Source organism: Peptacetobacter hiranonis (assembly GCF_008151785.1).
In the GTDB taxonomy this organism is placed as follows: Bacteria; Bacillota; Clostridia; order Peptostreptococcales; family Peptostreptococcaceae; genus Peptacetobacter; species Peptacetobacter hiranonis.
Genome location: NZ_CP036523.1, coordinates 142213 through 160508, shown reverse-complemented (window position 1 = coordinate 160508; position 18296 = coordinate 142213). Strand labels below are relative to the sequence as shown.

Genomic DNA, 18296 nt, shown 5'->3' with positions numbered 1-18296 from the left:
TTTCTTTTTAATACATTTAGTGTAGTGGGAATTTTTTTCTTCTCTGAATATAATAATTATCCTCTGCTAATTCATAAGTTTCACCATACTTAGTTCTAAGGAATTTTCTTTTTCCATCTAAGTGTTTTTCATAGTATTCTATTTTATCTGTTAACTCAAGAAGATTTATCTTACAAAAGTCAGTTATTTCTAAATTTTTTTCTTTTGTCAATTCAACTTTATCTAGAAATTTGTTTTCATATACATCTAACTCTTTGTAATATACTTTTTCTCCCTCATAAGAAACATATCCATATAGTATTCCTGATATATACAATTTATATTCTCTCATTCTTATCCTCCTAATAATTAACAATAAATTTAATTAAGACAAAAGACTTTTAAATTTAAAAATCTTTTGCCTATAATCAATTACATTCCTAAAGTTCCCTTTATTAAATATGCGACGGTTATACCGGCATAGTTACCACATGCCCCCGCTATAACTCCCATTAGAAGTCCTATATTTATTAAACTCTTCCATTGAGCACTTGATGCTACTAATGCAGCTGTTGGACCATCTGATATAGCCGCTACGATTGATAATAATACATATTCGTATCTTACTTTGAATATTCTTGTTATTACTAAGTGTAATATTGTACAACCTACAACAACACAGAAACAGAATATTGTTATATATAAAGTTGATCCAAAGAAATCTTTTAGATTAACTGCAAATCCTATTGTTGTTAAGAATAAAAGTGCTATATATAAACCTAGGTCAAAGTTTCCTCTAAGTCTTTTAACCCGTGGGAACTGAGCTAATATTATAGAGAATGTAGTTATAAGTATAACTCTTCCTGCACTTCTAAATCCTTCACCAAATATCACTCCAGATAACCAAGAAGCTACTGCAAATACCGCAAATGCTAAAGACAACATCCAAGCTATATCTTGTATACTCCATTCTTTAGATGCCATTAATTCTGTATGATCTCCTTCACCTAATAATTCATCATCTGTGTGATGGTATGGCCAGAATTTCTGGAATTTTTTTGAATTTTTTAATATAGCAGGCGCTGCAAACATAAACACTAGTGTTGGTATACCTATTACATAGTCTGCTGCATTTGCTGCTGCTATTGTTTCTCTAGCCGCATCAAGACCAACTGCTATAGCTGTAAGGTTGGCACTTCCTCCAGTATATGTTCCAACAAACATTCCTGCTACTTTCCATCCTTCGTCTATTTTTCCTGCAAATACTAAGCCAAATATAAATGCCATTATACAAACTGATAATATCGCAGATATTAATGCTATAATAGGTTCTTTTGTAAGTTTTTTCATTTCTTTTAAATCTAAGCTTAATAGACATATACATATAGATAGTGGTATACAGTACCCTGATAAAATTCCATAAACATCATGATTTACAGGAACTATTTTTAAGTTAGAAAGTACTATTCCTAGTATAATTACTGTAAGTGCCGGTCCTAAAGACTTAAATACTTTGAATTTCTGTAACCACAATCCTACAGAAACTGTCATAAACATTACTAATAGCAATGTCTCCGGTGTGCTGAAAACAGTTTTTTCCATATATTATCCTCCCTCTATTATAGAATATGCAGTATATAAAATATACTGCATATTCTTTTAATTCTCTTTTCTTATAATTTAATTAAAAATCAAAGTCTATACCTAATCCTGGTTTATCAGAAAGAACGAATGTATCTCCATTTATTTCAAATCCGCCTTCCATTCCATTGTCTGGGTCGACACAATACATAAAACTATCGCAGTCTGCTTCTGTTATATTTTTCTTAGCTGCCACTAAGCTAGCTCCAGCTGCTATAGCTATTTTAGTTTCTAACATACATCCAACCATACATCTAACATCATTAGCTTCTGCTATAGCATTTATTTTTAATGCATTGTAAAGTCCGCCACATTTCATTAGTTTTATATTTAATATATCAGCTGCATCCATTTTACAAGCTTTAGCTGCATCCATTGGAGAATGTATACTTTCATCTAACATAACTTTTAGACCAACTTTTTCTCTTATTAATCTTGCATCATTCATATTCCAATGAGGTAGGCACTGTTCAACAGCTTCTACACCAACTTTTTCAAATTCTTTTAAAACTCTTACTGCATCATTTACACAGTAACCCTGATTTGCATCTACTCTAAGACGTATATCATTTCCAACTGCTTCTCTTATTAACTGTAATGCTTTTATATCTTCATCTGGATTTATTCCTGCTTTAATTTTTAATATTCTAAATCCATCGTTTTCTACTCTTTCTTTTGCTTCTTTAGCCATATTTTCTGGAGTATCTATACCGATAGTCATATCTGTCTGTATTTTATTATCATATCCTCCAAGTATTTTGTATAATGGCTGTCCCATCACTTTTCCTTTTATATCAAATAAAGCTATATCTATAGCCGCTTTTGCTGATGAATTTCCTGTTATAAGTCTATCCATTAAAACATGTATTTTTTCTATTTCTAGAGGATCCATTCCTATTAATCCTTCTTTGAACATATTAAGTGTACTTATAACACTATCTACTGTTTCTCCAGTTACAGGTGAGAACGGAGCTGCTTCTCCTAGTCCATATATTCCTTCATCTGTCATAACTTTAATTATTACATTGTCTGCATAATCTTGAACCGCAAATGCTATTTTAAACGGTTTCTTTAGATGAATACGTATTTTTTCAATTTTGATATCAACTATTTTCATTTTACCCTCCTGTGATTAACTGAATTGGATTTTTTCAGATAGACTAGCTTTTTCTCAAGAATATAAATATATTAGCTTTTCTGAAAATTCAGTATCATCTTTTTTTTTATAATTTTAGCACATATTTTTTTATTATTCAATAAATTCTTTTATTTTTTTTATAAATAATAAAAAAAATAATTCTATAAAACGACTTGAAAGGTTTTTTATACTAATTTCAGTAGTTTTTAATACGTTTTATCTTTACTTTTACTAAATTTACAACTTTTTTTGACTTTCAAACAAATTATTTTTGATTTTTTATTTTATTTATAAAAAAAATCTTTATTTATTTTTTTATTTTAAAAATTATAACTTTATCTTATCTTTTTTTTGTGATATCATTGTATAGGTTAAGGGAAAACATTTGTTTTAAATATATAAAATATAATTTATAGAGAGGTAAAAAATGCTTGGAGAACGAATACGAAATTTTAGAAAAAACAAAAGTATAACTTTGCAACAACTCTCTGATGAAACTGGTTTATCTATAGGCTATATTTCTCAGATAGAAAGAAATTTAGTAGACCCTTCACTTTCTTCTTTAAGGAAAATCTCTAAATCATTAGATATTCCGACATATCTTCTTATGGAAACCGAAAAATATTCTGATGATCTTACTACAAAAAGCGGTGATGTAATTATGATGAAACAACCTAATTCTACTGTTGAATATCATCTACTTACTCCTATGCCTAATGAAACTTTTATACCTAAGTCTTTAGCTATAAAGTTCTTTCTAGATCCTAAGTCTTGTGATGGTGATTTCCCAGTAATTCATGAAAGTGAAGAAATTGTTATGCTTGAAAAAGGAGAGGTTATTATACATCTTCCAGATGAAGATATAAAATTATCAGTTGGAGATACAACTATAATAAAAAGTAATATTCCTCACATTATTGAAAATTTGACAGATGATATTGCTATAGGTTTATCTATTTTTACACCTGCTATATGGAAATTTCCATTTAGTAAATAAAAAAAGCTATTGTACTAAGTAAAATGGAACCTATAGAATGGACACTTGTAAAAAGGTGTTTCATCTATAGGTTCTTTTTTTGTATAATTTTAATATAGAGGTGAGTAATTTATGAGTAAAAAACAATTTAGTAAAGAAGAAACATTAGAGCTATCAAAAAATCCATTTGTAAAGAATGTAAGCTGTAAATCAATAACATATACAAATGAATTTAAAATACATTTCATAACAGAATACAATAAGGGAAAAAATCCAACACAGATATTTAAAGAAGCAGGTTTTGACACTAACATCATAGGTGCAAAACGTATTAAATGCGCTAGCGAGCGATGGAGAAAGTCATATAAAGAAAATGGTATTTTGGGACTAGATGATTCTAGAGTTAATAATTCTGGAAGACCAAGAAAAAGAAAATTAACAGATAAAGAGATAATAGATAAGAAGGATGCTGAAATAGCATATCTTAAAGCAGAGCTAGAACTAGTAAAAAAGCTAGACTTCGAAGAAAGGCAGGTGATGAATAATAAGCTACCTTCGGTGAAAATATTCAAATTAATTAATGATGTAATAAATAAATATTGTTTAAAAAAAATGATAAAACATCTATGTATTGTTGCAGGAGTATCTAGATCTGGATTTTATAACTATTTAAAAAACAAGAATGTAATAAGCAAACAAGAAGAAAAGGATTTAGAAGCAAAAGAAATAATTCTTAAAGCATATAAGTTCAGAGGATACAAAAAAGGTTCTCGTTCAATAAAAATGATTTTAAAAAGTAAATTTAATATAATATTTAACAGAAAAAAAATTCAAAGAATAATGAAAAAATATGGAATTAAATGTCCTATTCGCGAGTCAAATCCAGCTAAACGTATGGGAAAAGCAAGAAAAGAACATCACACAGTTCCTAATAAATTGAATAGAGAATTTAAACAAGGTATACCAGGAAAAGTACTTTTAACTGATATTACGTATATGCCGTACGGCAATGGGAAAACAGCATATTTATCAACTGTAAAAGATTCTTCTACGAATGAAATTTTATCGTATCATTTATCGAAGAATTTAAAAATGGATATTGTTATTTCAACTATTAACAATCTCATGTTATCAAATTCAGACAAATTACATAAAGATGCATTTATTCATTCTGATCAAGGAGTTCATTATACAAGTACTATTTTTCAGAACTTGTTAAAAAAATATAATTTAGGTCAATCTATGTCTAGAAAAGGTAATTGTTGGGACAATGCTCCGCAGGAGTCATTCTTTGGTCATATGAAAGATGAAATAGATTATAAAAGTTGCAATACATTTGAAGAGTTAAAAAGTTTAATAGATGATTATATGGATTATTATAATAATGATCGTTGTCAGTGGAATTTAAAACAGCTGACTCCTATTCAATATAGAAGTCAGCTGCTTGCTGCTTAAGACTTTTTTATATATGTCCTTGACATAGGGACCATTTTAAAGTACAATAGCTTTTATTTTATTTATTCAAAGTTTTAAAGATTATTCACCTAATTCTTCTCTTAAAACCTGTCCCATTCTCTTGATACCTTCAACTATTTTGTCTTCTGGCATGTTAGAGTAGTTTAATCTGCAGCAGTTGTATACTCCACCATTAGGGAAGAATGAATCTCCTGGTACGTATGCAACGTTCTTTTCAAGACATTTAGTAGCCATTTCAGCTGCTTTTACGTTTTCTGGAAGTACTACCCAAGTAAATAGACCACCCTGTGGATGAGTGAATTTAACACATGCTGGGAATTCTTCTTCCATAGTTTTTAACATTAAATCTCTACGTTTAACGTAGCAAGCTTTTATGTTTTCAACGTGAGCATCTAAATCATATTCTTCTATGAATTTGTTAACTTCCATCTGAGATATTGTAGAAGCCTGTAAGTCTGCTCCCTGTTTGCATATATTGTATTTGTTTAATATTTCTGGAGCTGCACAAGTCCATCCTAATCTGTATCCTGGGCAGAATATTTTAGAGAATGTTCCAAGGAATATTACTAAACCTTTAGTATCCATAGCTTTTAATGATGGTAAGAATTCACCTTCGAATCTTAATTCACCATATGGGTTATCTTCTATAACAGGTATTTCATATTTGTTTATTATTTCCATGAATTTTTCTCTTCTTTCCATTGGCCAAGTTCTACCTGATGGATTCTGGAAATCTGGTATAACATATATCATTTTTACTCTGTCATTTTCTTCTAATACTTTTTCAAGTTCTTCCATTATCATACCGTTATCATCTGTTGGTATTTCTATGAATTTTGGCTGATATGATTTGAAAGCATTTAAAGCACCCATGTATGATGGACTTTCACATAATACTATGTCACCTTCATCTAGGAATACTTTACCAGAGAAATCAAGACCCTGCTGAGATCCACTTGTTATAAGTATATCGTCTGGACCTACATTAGTTTTTAATTTTCTGTTCATTCTTTCTGCTATTTTTTCTCTTAATGGTTTGTATCCTTCAGTAGTAGTGTACTGTAAAGCTACTTTTCCCTGTTCTTCAAGAACCTGAACTGATATTTTTTTCATTTCTTCTACTGGGAATAATTCTGGAGCAGGCATACCACCAGCGAATGATATAACTTCTGGTCTAGCTGTTAATTTTAACAGTTCACGTATTGCTGATCCTTCTAAGTTGTCTAATCTTCTTGCAAATTTTACTGCCATTTTTATAGCACCCCCATGAAAATGTTTATTTCAATGAATTTATTCATTTTACAATTACATTATATCAAATTTTTCTTAAATAATATACGTTAAATATTAAAAAAACACGTTATTTTTATATCATTTTTTCACATATAATATTTATCATTTAATTTATTAAGTACTATATTTACGATTTTAATTTATGTATAAAACTTGCATTTTTATTTTTATTCTTCATTTACTTTGTGTAATTTTTTTACTCTTTTTTCAAAAGTTTCTCTGTCTAACATTATAAGTCTACCACATTGTTTGCATTTAGCTTTTATATCCATACCCGTTCTAGTTATTTCAAACTCTTTGCATCCACAAGCATGTGGTTTCTTTAATTCTACTATATCGCCTTTTTCAAGATTTAATGGCATAACAATACCTCCATTAGTTTAATTCTGAAGCGCTTCTTTTACCACCTTCGTGTTTTTCTATCATAAATAGACCTTTGCAATCTATACTATTTTCAGAAAGAACATTTTTTACTCTTTCTAAATCTTCTTTTTCGAATTTTATTGATATTCCACAACTTGCACTTATTTCTCTTGGTGTTGGAAGTGTTGTTGCTTTTATATCGTCTTTCTGTAATAATTTTTCTGTTTTTATAGCATTGTGAGTTGAGTTAAATGCCACTATATACATTGTTTCCATTGTTATTTTCCTCCTAAATTTTGTGAATTTTATGACACTAGTAATTTTCTAGTATTTTTTATTTTTATTATTTTTGTATACCAACAATTTTTTATACATTATATTATAGTAAAGAATTTAATTATTTTCCATTTATTTTTATTTTTTATTGACTCTTACGTTGCGTAATAGATTAAACTGTTATTTGTAGGGAGGGATTTTAAATGTACAGTACAGGAAAACTTTCTGAAATATCAGGTGTAAGCTCGAGAACACTTAGATATTATGATGAGATTGGATTATTAAAACCAAGCTTTATAAATGAATCTGGATATAGATATTATGATGATAATGAGGTAGCTCTTTTGCAGCAGATACTTTTTTACAAAGAAAGAGGGCTTGATCTGCAAACAATTAAGGAAATAATCTATCGTAAAGATTTTGATTTATATTCTGCTCTTGAAGAACATCTTGTTAGTCTTGAGGAAGAAAAGAAAAAAATAGATAGAATGATTAATTCTGTAAAACTATCTATAAAATCATTGAAAGGAGAATATAATATGAGTGATAAGGAAAAGTTTGAAGTATTTAAAAAGAATTTAGTAGATGAAAATGAAAAAAATTACGGAAAAGAAATAAGGGAAAAATATGGAAATGATTCAGTTGATGAATCTAATAGAAAAATGCTTAATATGAGCGAGGAGGATTATAATATGTTTAAAGAATTAGAAGAAAATATCCTTACTCTAGTTGAAAAATGTGTAAAAGAAAATCTAGATTTAGATAGCAAAGAAGCAAAAGAACTTGCTAATATGCATCAAAAATGGATAAAAATGACATGGAATAAATATAGCGTAGAAGCACATAAATCACTTGCTATGATGTATATAATGGATGAGAGATTTAAAGAATATTACGATAGAAATATAGAAGGGTGTGCCGACTATCTATCTATGGCTATAGAAAATAATTTATAAAATAAGAAATGGACTATTACAAATTTTGTAGTAGTCCATTTTATTTTATTGTATTTAGTTTTAAAAATTATCCTATTGTTATTGTGTTTGATGCACCTTTTAATGTTTCAACTATGTCGTACATATTACTTACTACACCAGCTTTTAACTGATCTTTTAGTCCATAGTAGTCTAAGCATGTTCCACAAGATAATACCTGTACACCAGCTTCTTCTAATTTTTTAAGATTTTCTACAGTAGCTTCGTTTTCAGTAGATAGTGTAACACCACCGTTAACTAGAACAACTGCTTTTGGATATGGTTTTGTTTCTGTTAAAGTGTATATGAATCCTTTTATAAGAACTTTTCCTAATTCATCATTTCCTGAACCCATTCTATCAGATGATATAAATACTACCTGATCACATAAATCGTCATTTGATTCAGTAGCTACTTCAGCTGCAGCTTCCCCTTTAACTATCTGAACTTCTATTTCACCGTCTTCTTCTTTTATAACTGTTGCTTCACAGTTAAGAGATCTAGCTAATTTTAAAAGATTTTCTTTCGCAGTAGTGTTATCAACTGTAGTAACTACTGTTCCTTCAGCTATTTTTTCTAATTCTTTTTTAGTGTTTATAACTGGTTTTGGACAAGCTAATCCTCTAGCATCTACTTTTATCATTTTTAAACATCTCCCTTTAAAAAATTAATTTATTTTACTTTTTAATTTTATCACATCTAAATATATATAGTGATATACTTTTTATAGATTTTTTCTATATCCTAATTTTACAACGTCTATATAAATTTGTCACATATTTTTCATAGTATATACTTTTAGGTTACAACTTCTTCATTAACGACAAGGATTATCCAAATCCGTTGTAATCCTTTTGTAGCCTCTATATTTTCAAAGTGTAGTATAATATAACTAATCCAAATACTTAATTGAATTTGGTGAGTTATATATTCGCCGTTCAAAATATAATTCTAATGTAATTTTTTAATTTAGGAGGAAAGTATTATGAAAATAAAAAAATTAACATCATTTGCGCTAGTTCTTGCTTTAGCGGTTGCTTTTGTGGGATGTAGCAAAACTGATAGTAGCAAAAAAGAAGAAGATAAGAATAGCACAACTCAGACTCAGCAGGAAAACTCTGATAAGAATGAGGATAAAAAAGATGATAAAAATGACAAAGACAATAAAGACGACAAAGATAAGCTAGAAAATGAAGAAGAAGCTGAAGAAAGTATAATAGTATACAACTACGATTTAGATAATGAAAAATTAATAGAAAATAGAATTGACGGTAAAAAGGAAACTCCAGAACAGGTATTTGAAAGCCTACAGAATCTAGGAGTTATACCTAAAGATGCAAAAATGAATAGCTTTGATATAACTGAGGCTGACGGTACAGAAACTGGTATCCTAGATGTCAATAAAGCATTTGTTAATTCTAATCTAGGAAGTAGTGCAGAGTCTTTAATGCTAGATGCTGTTGCTCAGACATTTATAGAAAACTTTGATATCGAGCAGCTACAGATTACAGTTGACGGTGGAGATTATGAAAGTGGTCATATAGTATTAGGTAAAGGCGATTATCTAAAACCACAGAGAACTGGATTAAATCAGGGGACTGGCGAAGATGTTGAAGCTGATGAAAATTAAATATTTTATATTTTAAGTTTATAAAATATAAGGTCATCCATTTAGGATGACCTTTTTTATTTGTTAAAAATTAATTTTAGTTTAAATTAATTTTATAGTATTCCAATTTTTTTCTTTTATGGTATAATATGTTCTATTGACTATTTATCGTTAGGTAGTCGATACTTTTTTATAGTTTACGTTTCGAGGTGTAGCCCTTTCTAGCCAGAAGGGCTACACTTTTTTTATTCCCCTAAAAGCATATTTATTATAGCTTCTAAATCTTCGTCACTATAGTACTCTATCTCAATCTTTCCACTCTTTTTACCCTTAGTTATATTCACCTTAGTACCTAGTATATTTCTCATAGTATCCTCTGCTTGAAGTACAAATAAATCCTTCTCATACACAGGTTTATTTTTCTCTTTTTTTTCTTTGTTCTGCATATTATTAACTATAGACTCAAGCTGACGTACAGAAAGTTTATCCCTTACAATTTTTTTTGCAAGTCTTTCCTGTTCTTCAATATCATCAATTCTTAAAAGAACTTTTCCATGTCCTGAACTTATTTCATTTTTATCTAGCATATCTAGCACTTTATCACAAAGGTTTAATAATCTCATACTGTTTGTTATATACGGTCTACTCTTTCCAACAGATTCGGATAATTGTGTCTGTGTAAGGTTGTATTTTTCTATAAGTCTTTTATACGCTTTTGCCTCTTCAACAGGGCTTAAATCCTCTCTCTGTAGGTTTTCTATTATCGCCAATTTATCTATTTCCTCGTATGAAACATCTTTTATTATAGCTGGTATTTTTTTCATTCCTAGTTTTTTGCAAGCTGTGAATCTTCTCTCTCCAGCAATTATCATATATTCTCCATTTGAATCTTCCTTTAGTATTATTGGCTGCAATAGTCCATATTTATTTATTGAGTCTGCTAATTCCTGAATCTTTTCTTCGTCAAAATTCTTTCTTGGCTGATTTTTATTGGGATATATTTTATATATTTCAATCTCTTTCATATTTATCATCTTCCTTTAATATTTGTTATCTTATATTATATAACCTAAGCCTATTTTTTTATATCTATTTTTTTAATAAATTAAAAAATAAGAATATGTTTCCATATCCTTATTTTTTGACATTTATTCAATTTTTTAATTATACTCTAACTTTGTTTATATCGTAAGGAGTTGTCTGGTATACAAAATAATTAAGCCAATTTGAATAAAGAAGATTTGCACCAGATCTCCATGTTACCATAGGTTGTTTTGTATCGTCATCATTGGGATAGTAGTTTTTCGGAACCGCTATCTCAAGTCCTGCATTTTTATCTCTCAGATATTCAGCTTCCAGAGTTACCGCATCGTATTCTGAATGTCCCATTATGAATATCTGATTTCCAGACTCTGTAGCAACTGCATATACCCCAGCTTCATCTGAAGAAGAAAGTATATCTAGTTTCGGCTCTTTTTCTATATCATCTCTGCTTACTGTTGTATGTCTTGAATGAGGTACATAGAATATATCGTCAAATCCTCTGAAAAGTGTAGAGTTTTTGAATTCAACTTTATGAGGAAATACCCCAAACATCTTCTGAGGAAGTATTTTTTTATTTATACCATAGTGATAATAAAGCCCAGCCTGTGCTCCCCAGCATATATGGAATGTACTGTGTACGTTCTTTTTAGACCATTCCATTATTTCACACAGTTCATCCCAGTAATCCACCTTTTCAAAAGGCATCATCTCAACCGGAGCTCCTGTTATTATCATACCGTCAAATTTCTGGTCTTTTATATCATCAAATGTTTTATAAAATGACAGCATATGTTCTATCGGTGTATTTTTTGATGTATGACTTTTTGTAGCTATAAGTTCAAGTTCTACTTGTATTGGAGAATTTCCAAGTAGTCTTGATATCTGTGTTTCTGTTTCTATTTTTTTAGGCATCAGATTCAGAATTACAACTCTAAGCGGTCTTATATCCTGAGTTATAGCTCTTTTTTCTGTCATTACAAATATATTTTCTTCTTTTAGCGTCTTCGCTGCTGGAAGTGCATCCGGTATTTTTATAGGCATATAAACACCCCCTATAAAAGTGCCTGTTTTAAATCTTCTATTATATCTTTCGGATCTTCAAGTCCTATTGAAAGTCTTACAAGATCCGCAGAAACTCCTGCATCTACAAGCTGTTCATCAGAAAGTTGTCTGTGCGTTGAGCTTGCTGGATGAAGACAACATGTATGAGAATCTGCAACATGTGTTTCTATATTAGCTATTTTAAGTTTTCCCATAAATTCTTCAGCAGCTTTTCTTCCGCCTTTTACACCAAAGCTTATTACTCCACAGCTTCCATTTGGAAGATATTTACTTGCTGTTTCATAGTATTTATTGCTTTCAAGTCCAGGATAATTTACCCATGCTATATTTTCGTTTTCTTCAAGGAATTTTGCTACCTTAAGTGCACTGTCACAATGTCTTTTTACTCTTAGATGAAGACTTTCAAGTCCTATGTTAAGAAGGTATGCAATCTGTGCCTGCTGATTTGAGCCGAAATCTCTCATAAGCTGAGCCACACATTTAGTTATAAATGCTCCTTCTATACCAAATTTTTCTGTATATGTAACACCATGATAACTTTCATCTGGAGTACATAGTCCAGGGAATTTGTCAGGATATTTTGTCCAGTCAAATTTTCCCGAATCAACTATACATCCACCTATTGCAGATGCATGACCGTCCATATATTTACTTGTAGAGTGAGTTACTATATCTGCTCCCCATTCAAAAGGTCTACAGTTTATAGGTGTAGCAAATGTATTATCTACTATTAGAGGAACACCATGTGCATGTGCTGCTTTTGCAAATTTTTCTATATCAAGTACTGTAAGTACAGGGTTTGCTATTGTTTCACCAAATACCGCCTTTGTATTTGGTCTAAATGCCCGGTTAAGTTCTTCTTCTGTACAATCTGGTGATACAAATGTAAAATCTATTCCCATTTTTTTCATTGTTACAGAGAAAAGGTTAAATGTTCCACCATATATTGTAGCTGATGAAACTATATGATCTCCAGCTTCAGCTATATTGAATACTGCAAAGAAGTTTGCTGCCTGACCTGAGCTTGTAAGCATTGCCGCTGTTCCACCTTCAAGGTCAGCTATTTTTTTTGCCACAAAATCGCATGTAGGGTTTGCAAGTCTTGAATACATATATCCATCTGATTCAAGGTCGAATAATTTACCCATATCTGAACTTGTATCGTATTTAAAAGTTGTACTCTGGTATATAGGAAGCTGTCTTGGTTCTCCATTTCCTGGTTTGTATCCTGATTGTACACATTTTGTTTCTATTCCTGTCATTTTAAATTCCTCCTATTAATTTTAAATATTTATAAAATTAAAATATATATTATTTTTCTGACAATGTCAATTATAATTTTCAGATTTATAAATACGATAAACTCTTTTTATTTTTTATCTGAAATTTTTATTGCATAAATTCCATAAAAAAAAGTAACTACAAAATAATACTTTCATAGTTACTTTTTATTTTTATTTATTTTCTTTTTGGTATTCTAACAATTACATCTACGTAATCGTCTTTTTCAACTTCTTTATACTGAGCATCTACCCCAGTATTTTTTATCATATCATACGCCTGCTTTATAGTGTTTAGGTATATTCTCATATTTATCATAGCCTTCATATTTCTTTTAGGTGGCTCTTCCTCTGTTTTAGGCTCTTCTTTAGGATTATCTAGGATATCTTTTATCATAGTTTCAGCTTTTTTAACTGTCATCTGATTTTTAGATATCTTATCTATTGCTTTTCTTATAATTTCTTCATCATCTAGTTTTAAAAGCTTTAGAAGTGCTCTTGTATGTCTTTCAGATAATCCTTTTTCCATAGCTTCATTTCTTATATGTTCAGGAAGCTTTAGAAGTCTTATCTTGTTGGCTATTGTAGACTGACTTTTTCCTAATTTTTCCGCAAGCTGCTGCTGTGTAAATCCATATTCCTTTATTAAGTTGCTATATCCTATAGCTTCTTCTAGGTAGTCTAAATCTTCTCTCTGTAGGTTTTCAAGCATCGCAACAACTGCAGAAGCCTCATCATTCATATCAGTTATTATAACTGGAACTTTTTCAAGTCCAGCTAATTTAGATGCTCTAAATCTTCTTTCTCCAGCAACTATTTCATAGTGATCATCTTTTTTTCTGACAGTTATCGGCTGTATAATTCCGTGTATTTTTATAGAATCAGCCAATTCTTTTAATGCACTATCTGAAAAGTGAAGTCTAGGCTGATATGGATTTGGTAATATGCTGTCTATTTCTACTTCTATTATCTTTTTTTCTCCCATAATTATCCTCTCTTACTTTATAGAATTATTTTCCGGGAAATTATTTTATCGGTGATTTTGCTGGTTTTCCAGCTTTTCTCGGATATTTTGAAGGTGTTTCAGATACTTTTTTGAATACCAGTATGTTGTGGTTTAAATCTGTTTCTGGAAGCTGTATATCTAGCTTTTCAACAAATTCTATTCCAAGAACTTCCATAGCCTTTTTAGATTCTTCAAGCTCTAAATCGGCATTAGGTCCTTTTAAACATACAAAGTATCCTCCTACCTTTATAAATGGTACACAGAATTCCATTAATATTGGAAGTCCAGCAACTGCTCTAGCTGTAGCTACATCGTACTGTTCTCTATAATCTGGATTTTTTCCAAAGTCTTCTGCTCTACCATGTATAAACTCTACATCTTCAAGCTCTAACTGATTGCATACTTCCTGAAGGAAGTTTATTCTTTTATTTAAAGAATCTAGTAGAGTTACTTTTGTATTTTCTAAACACACTTTTAATGGAACCCCAGGGAATCCTGCACCTGTTCCTACATCTATTATAGACATTCCGTCTTTTATATATCCACCTTTTACAGCAGATACTGAGTCTAAAAAGTGTTTTATATATGTTCCTTTTTCGTCGTCTATTCCTGTCAGATTCATTTTCCGGTTCCATTCAGCAAGAAGTTCTCTATACATTCTAAATCTATCTAATGTTTTATCGTCTGCTGTTAAACCAAAATCTTCTATTCCATTTTTTAATAGCTCTCTATTTACATTAGTCATTTTTCTTACCTCTTCTCATCTGTTCAAGGTATACAAGAAGTACAGAGATATCAGCTGGAGAAACTCCAGATATTCTCGATGCCTGACCAACAGAGTTTGGTTTTATTGCATCTAGTTTCTGTCTAGCTTCTAGTCTTAATCCTTCTATTTCAGAGTAGTTTATTGATTCGCTTAATTTTTTGCTTTCTAGCTTTTTAAATTGGTCTATCTGTTTTAACTGTTTATCTATATAGCCTTCGTATTTAGTGACTATTACACACTGTTCTTTTACATAATCAGGTACATCATCACCAGCACCTTTGCCAAGTTCGTCTATTAATGCATAATCAACTTCTGGTCTTTTTAAGAATTCATATAAAGATAATCCTACGTTTAGCTTAGCAAATCCATGAGCTTCCATTACTTCATTTGATTCTTTTGGAGTTACTCTAACTTCTTTTAATCTTTCAAATTCTTTTTCTACCATTTCTTTTTTAGCTAGGTATTTCTGATATCTTTCTTCAGTTACAAGACCTATTTCATATCCTTTTTCTGTAAGTCTCATATCTGCATTGTCCTGTCTTAAATATAATCTATATTCACATCTTGAAGTCATCATTCTATAAGGCTCGTTAGTTCCCTTAGTTACAAGGTCATCTAAAAGAACACCTATATATGCTTCTGATCTATCTAGTGTAAATGGTTCTTTTCCTTCTATTTTTCTAACTGCATTTATCCCAGCTATTAATCCCTGTGCTGCAGCTTCTTCATACCCTGATGTTCCATTGAACTGTCCTGCACTGAATAAGTTTTCTACACCTTTTATTTCAAGGTTTAGTTTTAACTGAGTTGGATCTATACAATCATACTCGATTGCATAAGCAGGTCTCATTACTTTTACATTTTCAAGACCTAATACAGTTTTATACATATCTTTCTGTATTTCAAAAGGTAAACTTGTAGAAAGTCCCTGAACGTACATTTCTTTTGTATTTAATCCTTCTGGTTCTATAAATATCTGATGAGTTTCTTTGTCTGAAAATCTCACTATTTTATCTTCTATTGATGGACAGTATCTAGGTCCAACGCCTTCTATTTCTCCACCATACATTGCAGATCTTTTTATATTTTCCTCTATCATCTGTTTTGTTTCAGCAGTAGTTCTAGTTAGGTAACATGGAACCTGTTCTCTTTCTATTTTATCGTTCATAAATGAGAATGGAACTATTTTTGCATCCCCATCCTGTCTATCCATTTTAGAAAAATCTACGCTATCTCTATGTACTCTACAAGGCGTTCCTGTTTTAAATCTTCTCATTCTAAGTCCAAGTTCTTTTAAACTATCTGTTAGATATGCTGCATATCCTAATGCATTTGGACCTTCATTAAATGATACCTCTCCTATAAATATTTTTGAGTTTAAATATACTCCTGTAGCAAGTATTGTAGCTTTTGCTCTGTATATAGCACCCATTCTAGTTATTACACCTGTAACAGTCTGCCCGTCATGAGCTATTTCTACAACTTCATCCATTATTAAATCAAGATTTTCCTGATTTTCTATAGTTTTTTTCATTTCTTCGTGGTATCTAAATTTATCCGCCTGAGTTCTTAGAGAATGTACAGCTGGCCCCTTTGCAGTATTTAACATTCTACTCTGGATAAATGTTTTATCTATATTTAGACCCATTTCTCCACCAAGTGCATCTATTTCTCTAACTAAATGCCCTTTTCCTGTTCCACCTATTGAAGGGTTACAGGCAAGTGCTGCTATAGAATCTAATGACATTGTTATCATAGCTGTTTTATGTCCCATTCTTGCAGATGCAAGTGCTGCCTCACATCCAGCATGTCCAGCACCGACAACTACGATATCATAGCTTTCAGCCTCAAATTTTCTCATCTTTTTCCACCTTTCTCATATAATTTGTACGTCCTAATATTTCATTACATTTTGTTCTACATATGTTCCATGAAAAACCTTTATATAAAAGACTAATTTAGCCCGTATTTTTTAATTACTTTATTTGTTTATAATAATTATTTTCCTATACAGAAATTATGGAATATATTGTCTAATAAATCTTCACTTACTGTATCTCCGTTTATATATCCAAGATAATCCCATATATTCTTTAAATCAACTTCTACAAAATCTAGAGGCATTCTATCTTCTATTGCTCTCATCGCATCCTCTGCAGATTTCATCGCTCTATAAAGCGCATCTTTATGTCTAGAGTTTGTTATTATAACATTTGAAGAACTTTTTATATCTCCCTTGTAAACCATAGCTTCTATTCTATCGTGTACATCTTCTATGCCTTCATTGTGAAGCGCTGATATTTTTATTATATTTTCTTCATTTACGTATTTTTTAACTTCTTCTTCGTCTATTACCTGAGGTAGGTCAGTTTTATTAAGTAGAAGTATAGTTTCCTTACCCTGTACTTTTTCTAATATTTCTCTATCTTCCTCAGATAGTTCTGATGAAGAGTCTACAACCATTATTATTAGGTCTGCTGTATCAAATGATGCCATTGACTTTTCAACACCTATTTTTTCAACTACATCGTCTGTTTCTCTTATACCAGCAGTATCCACTATTTTTAGCGGTATACCTTTTATATTTACAAATTCTTCTATAACATCTCTAGTTGTTCCTGGTATATCCGTTACGATTGCTCTATTTTCACCAAGAATACTGTTTAGAAGAGATGATTTACCAACATTTGGCTTCCCAACTATTACAGTTTTTAAACCTTCTCTAAATATTTTTCCGCTTTCTGATGTTTCATATAATTTTTTAATATCTTTATTTAATTCTCTAGTTTTTTCTTCTAGAGTAGTATATGCTATAAATTCTATGTCTTCTTCTGGATAGTCTATAGCAACTTCAACCTGTGCTAATAGCTCAGTTACTTTTTCTCTAAATTCTCTTATTCTATTAGATAGAGATCCATCAAGCTGGTTTTCTGCTACTTCATGTGCCTTATCTGTTTTTGCATTTATTACGTCTATTACCGCTTCTGCCTGAGATAGGTCTATTCTTCCATTTAAGAATGCTCTCTTTGTAAATTCTCCAGCTTCTGCAAGTCTTACATCTTTAGAAAGTACTAATTCTAATATTCTTTTTACAGAAATAAACCCACCATGGCAGTTTATTTCTATAACATCTTCAGCTGTATAAGAGTTTGGCCCTTTCATATATGCAACTAGAACCTCATCTATTTTTTTATCTCCGTCTTTTATATTTCCAAAGATTAATGTTCTAGCTGGATATTCTGATATTTTCTTTCCAGACATTGAGAAGAATATTTCTTCAGCAACTTCTAGTGATTTTGGACCACTTATTCTTATTATTCCGATTCCACCTTCTCCAGGCGCTGTTGCAATTGCTGCTATTGTATCATCTATAAACAAATTTATCACCTCTTTGCACGTTTAAAAAATATATA

18 protein-coding genes are annotated in these 18296 nt (G+C 30.6%); 4 read left to right on the top strand and 14 right to left on the bottom strand.

Features of this window, described 5'->3' with window-relative positions; all coding sequences use genetic code 11:
• Positions 1–16: 16 nt before the first annotated feature.
• From KGNDJEFE_RS11860 to KGNDJEFE_RS01020, 3 genes are all read right to left on the bottom strand, one after another.
• On the bottom strand, positions 17–331 hold the full coding sequence (locus KGNDJEFE_RS11860) for a hypothetical protein (protein ID WP_244949434.1): 315 nt from the start codon (positions 329–331) through the stop codon (positions 17–19).
• Between the two features lie 80 nt (positions 332–411).
• The gene (locus KGNDJEFE_RS01025; RefSeq protein WP_006440968.1) at positions 412–1581 is read right to left on the bottom strand and encodes a DUF819 family protein; all 1170 of its coding nucleotides are present in this window, start codon (positions 1579–1581) and stop codon (positions 412–414) included.
• 82 nt (positions 1582–1663) lie between these two features.
• Complete coding sequence (locus tag KGNDJEFE_RS01020; protein WP_006440967.1) at positions 1664–2737, bottom strand: mandelate racemase/muconate lactonizing enzyme family protein; 1074 nt, start codon at positions 2735–2737, stop codon at positions 1664–1666.
• 448 nt (positions 2738–3185) lie between these two features.
• Here KGNDJEFE_RS01020 and KGNDJEFE_RS01015 point away from each other — a divergent pair, with 448 nt between their 5' ends.
• Both KGNDJEFE_RS01015 and KGNDJEFE_RS01010 read left to right on the top strand, forming a co-directional pair.
• On the top strand, positions 3186–3755 hold the full coding sequence (locus tag KGNDJEFE_RS01015) for a helix-turn-helix domain-containing protein (protein WP_006440966.1): 570 nt from the start codon (positions 3186–3188) through the stop codon (positions 3753–3755).
• Positions 3756–3866: 111 nt separating this feature from the next.
• Positions 3867–5189, top strand: a complete 1323-nt coding sequence (locus KGNDJEFE_RS01010) for an IS3 family transposase (RefSeq protein WP_148881763.1) — start codon at positions 3867–3869, stop codon at positions 5187–5189.
• 81 nt (positions 5190–5270) lie between these two features.
• Here the strand turns inward: KGNDJEFE_RS01010 and KGNDJEFE_RS01005 are convergent, their stop codons facing one another.
• The 3 genes from KGNDJEFE_RS01005 to KGNDJEFE_RS00995 all read right to left on the bottom strand — a co-directional run bounded on the left by KGNDJEFE_RS01005 (position 5271) and on the right by KGNDJEFE_RS00995 (position 7142).
• Positions 5271–6461 (bottom strand): aminotransferase-like domain-containing protein, encoded by a 1191-nt coding sequence (locus KGNDJEFE_RS01005; protein ID WP_006440965.1) that lies wholly within the window; start codon positions 6459–6461, stop codon positions 5271–5273.
• A 209-nt stretch (positions 6462–6670) separates the two neighbouring features.
• The gene (locus KGNDJEFE_RS01000; RefSeq protein ID WP_006440964.1) at positions 6671–6865 is read right to left on the bottom strand and encodes a DUF951 domain-containing protein; all 195 of its coding nucleotides are present in this window, start codon (positions 6863–6865) and stop codon (positions 6671–6673) included.
• Between the two features lie 13 nt (positions 6866–6878).
• A complete protein-coding gene (locus KGNDJEFE_RS00995) occupies positions 6879–7142 on the bottom strand; it encodes a putative Se/S carrier protein (RefSeq protein ID WP_006440963.1) in 264 nt (87 codons plus the stop codon).
• Positions 7143–7345: 203 nt separating this feature from the next.
• Here KGNDJEFE_RS00995 and KGNDJEFE_RS00990 point away from each other — a divergent pair, with 203 nt between their 5' ends.
• Positions 7346–8098: a MerR family transcriptional regulator gene (locus KGNDJEFE_RS00990; protein ID WP_006440962.1), complete on the top strand. Its 753-nt coding sequence runs from the start codon at positions 7346–7348 to the stop codon at positions 8096–8098.
• A gap of 67 nt (positions 8099–8165) precedes the next feature.
• On the opposite strand, the gene yedF is transcribed toward KGNDJEFE_RS00990, so the two are convergent.
• Positions 8166–8759 carry a sulfurtransferase-like selenium metabolism protein YedF gene (gene yedF / locus KGNDJEFE_RS00985; RefSeq protein ID WP_006440961.1) on the bottom strand — a complete coding sequence of 198 codons (594 nt, stop codon included), beginning with the start codon at positions 8757–8759 and terminating at the stop codon, positions 8166–8168.
• Positions 8760–9101: 342 nt separating this feature from the next.
• Here yedF and KGNDJEFE_RS00980 point away from each other — a divergent pair, with 342 nt between their 5' ends.
• The gene (locus tag KGNDJEFE_RS00980; RefSeq protein ID WP_006440960.1) at positions 9102–9746 is read left to right on the top strand and encodes a GerMN domain-containing protein; all 645 of its coding nucleotides are present in this window, start codon (positions 9102–9104) and stop codon (positions 9744–9746) included.
• 224 nt (positions 9747–9970) lie between these two features.
• On the opposite strand, the gene KGNDJEFE_RS00975 is transcribed toward KGNDJEFE_RS00980, so the two are convergent.
• The 7 genes from KGNDJEFE_RS00975 to mnmE form a co-directional block, all read right to left on the bottom strand.
• Positions 9971–10750 carry a ParB/RepB/Spo0J family partition protein gene (locus KGNDJEFE_RS00975; RefSeq protein ID WP_040410705.1) on the bottom strand — a complete coding sequence of 260 codons (780 nt, stop codon included), beginning with the start codon at positions 10748–10750 and terminating at the stop codon, positions 9971–9973.
• Positions 10751–10889: 139 nt separating this feature from the next.
• Positions 10890–11810 carry a homoserine O-acetyltransferase MetA gene (gene metA / locus KGNDJEFE_RS00970; protein WP_006440958.1) on the bottom strand — a complete coding sequence of 307 codons (921 nt, stop codon included), beginning with the start codon at positions 11808–11810 and terminating at the stop codon, positions 10890–10892.
• 11 nt (positions 11811–11821) lie between these two features.
• On the bottom strand, positions 11822–13093 hold the full coding sequence (locus KGNDJEFE_RS00965; RefSeq protein WP_006440957.1) for an O-acetylhomoserine aminocarboxypropyltransferase/cysteine synthase family protein: 1272 nt from the start codon (positions 13091–13093) through the stop codon (positions 11822–11824).
• A 196-nt stretch (positions 13094–13289) separates the two neighbouring features.
• Positions 13290–14096: a nucleoid occlusion protein gene (gene noc, locus KGNDJEFE_RS00960; RefSeq protein WP_006440956.1), complete on the bottom strand. Its 807-nt coding sequence runs from the start codon at positions 14094–14096 to the stop codon at positions 13290–13292.
• Positions 14097–14136: 40 nt separating this feature from the next.
• Positions 14137–14862 (bottom strand): 16S rRNA (guanine(527)-N(7))-methyltransferase RsmG, encoded by a 726-nt coding sequence (gene rsmG / locus KGNDJEFE_RS00955; RefSeq protein WP_006440955.1) that lies wholly within the window; start codon positions 14860–14862, stop codon positions 14137–14139.
• The gene (gene mnmG / locus KGNDJEFE_RS00950; RefSeq protein ID WP_006440954.1) at positions 14855–16744 is read right to left on the bottom strand and encodes a tRNA uridine-5-carboxymethylaminomethyl(34) synthesis enzyme MnmG; all 1890 of its coding nucleotides are present in this window, start codon (positions 16742–16744) and stop codon (positions 14855–14857) included. The genes rsmG and mnmG overlap by 8 nt, the downstream gene beginning before the upstream one ends.
• A 137-nt stretch (positions 16745–16881) precedes the next feature.
• A complete protein-coding gene (gene mnmE / locus KGNDJEFE_RS00945; RefSeq protein ID WP_040410704.1) occupies positions 16882–18261 on the bottom strand; it encodes a tRNA uridine-5-carboxymethylaminomethyl(34) synthesis GTPase MnmE in 1380 nt (459 codons plus the stop codon).
• Between the last annotated feature and the right edge of the window lie 35 nt (positions 18262–18296).

Bases quoted from the DNA above. Each gene is read 5' to 3' on its own strand.
- KGNDJEFE_RS11860 (WP_244949434.1), bottom strand. From the start codon at position 331: ATGAGAGAATATAAATTGTATATATCAGGAATACTATATGGATATGTT.
- KGNDJEFE_RS01025 (WP_006440968.1), bottom strand. From the start codon at position 1,581: ATGGAAAAAACTGTTTTCAGCACACCGGAGACATTGCTATTAGTAATG.
- KGNDJEFE_RS01020 (WP_006440967.1), bottom strand. From the start codon at position 2,737: ATGAAAATAGTTGATATCAAAATTGAAAAAATACGTATTCATCTAAAG.
- KGNDJEFE_RS01015 (WP_006440966.1), top strand. From the start codon at position 3,186: ATGCTTGGAGAACGAATACGAAATTTTAGAAAAAACAAAAGTATAACT.
- KGNDJEFE_RS01010 (WP_148881763.1), top strand. From the start codon at position 3,867: ATGAGTAAAAAACAATTTAGTAAAGAAGAAACATTAGAGCTATCAAAA.
- KGNDJEFE_RS01005 (WP_006440965.1), bottom strand. From the start codon at position 6,461: ATGGCAGTAAAATTTGCAAGAAGATTAGACAACTTAGAAGGATCAGCA.
- KGNDJEFE_RS01000 (WP_006440964.1), bottom strand. From the start codon at position 6,865: ATGCCATTAAATCTTGAAAAAGGCGATATAGTAGAATTAAAGAAACCA.
- KGNDJEFE_RS00995 (WP_006440963.1), bottom strand. From the start codon at position 7,142: ATGGAAACAATGTATATAGTGGCATTTAACTCAACTCACAATGCTATA.
- KGNDJEFE_RS00990 (WP_006440962.1), top strand. From the start codon at position 7,346: ATGTACAGTACAGGAAAACTTTCTGAAATATCAGGTGTAAGCTCGAGA.
- yedF (WP_006440961.1), bottom strand. From the start codon at position 8,759: ATGATAAAAGTAGATGCTAGAGGATTAGCTTGTCCAAAACCAGTTATA.
- KGNDJEFE_RS00980 (WP_006440960.1), top strand. From the start codon at position 9,102: ATGAAAATAAAAAAATTAACATCATTTGCGCTAGTTCTTGCTTTAGCG.
- KGNDJEFE_RS00975 (WP_040410705.1), bottom strand. From the start codon at position 10,750: ATGAAAGAGATTGAAATATATAAAATATATCCCAATAAAAATCAGCCA.
- metA (WP_006440958.1), bottom strand. From the start codon at position 11,810: ATGCCTATAAAAATACCGGATGCACTTCCAGCAGCGAAGACGCTAAAA.
- KGNDJEFE_RS00965 (WP_006440957.1), bottom strand. From the start codon at position 13,093: ATGACAGGAATAGAAACAAAATGTGTACAATCAGGATACAAACCAGGA.
- noc (WP_006440956.1), bottom strand. From the start codon at position 14,096: ATGGGAGAAAAAAAGATAATAGAAGTAGAAATAGACAGCATATTACCA.
- rsmG (WP_006440955.1), bottom strand. From the start codon at position 14,862: ATGACTAATGTAAATAGAGAGCTATTAAAAAATGGAATAGAAGATTTT.
- mnmG (WP_006440954.1), bottom strand. From the start codon at position 16,744: ATGAGAAAATTTGAGGCTGAAAGCTATGATATCGTAGTTGTCGGTGCT.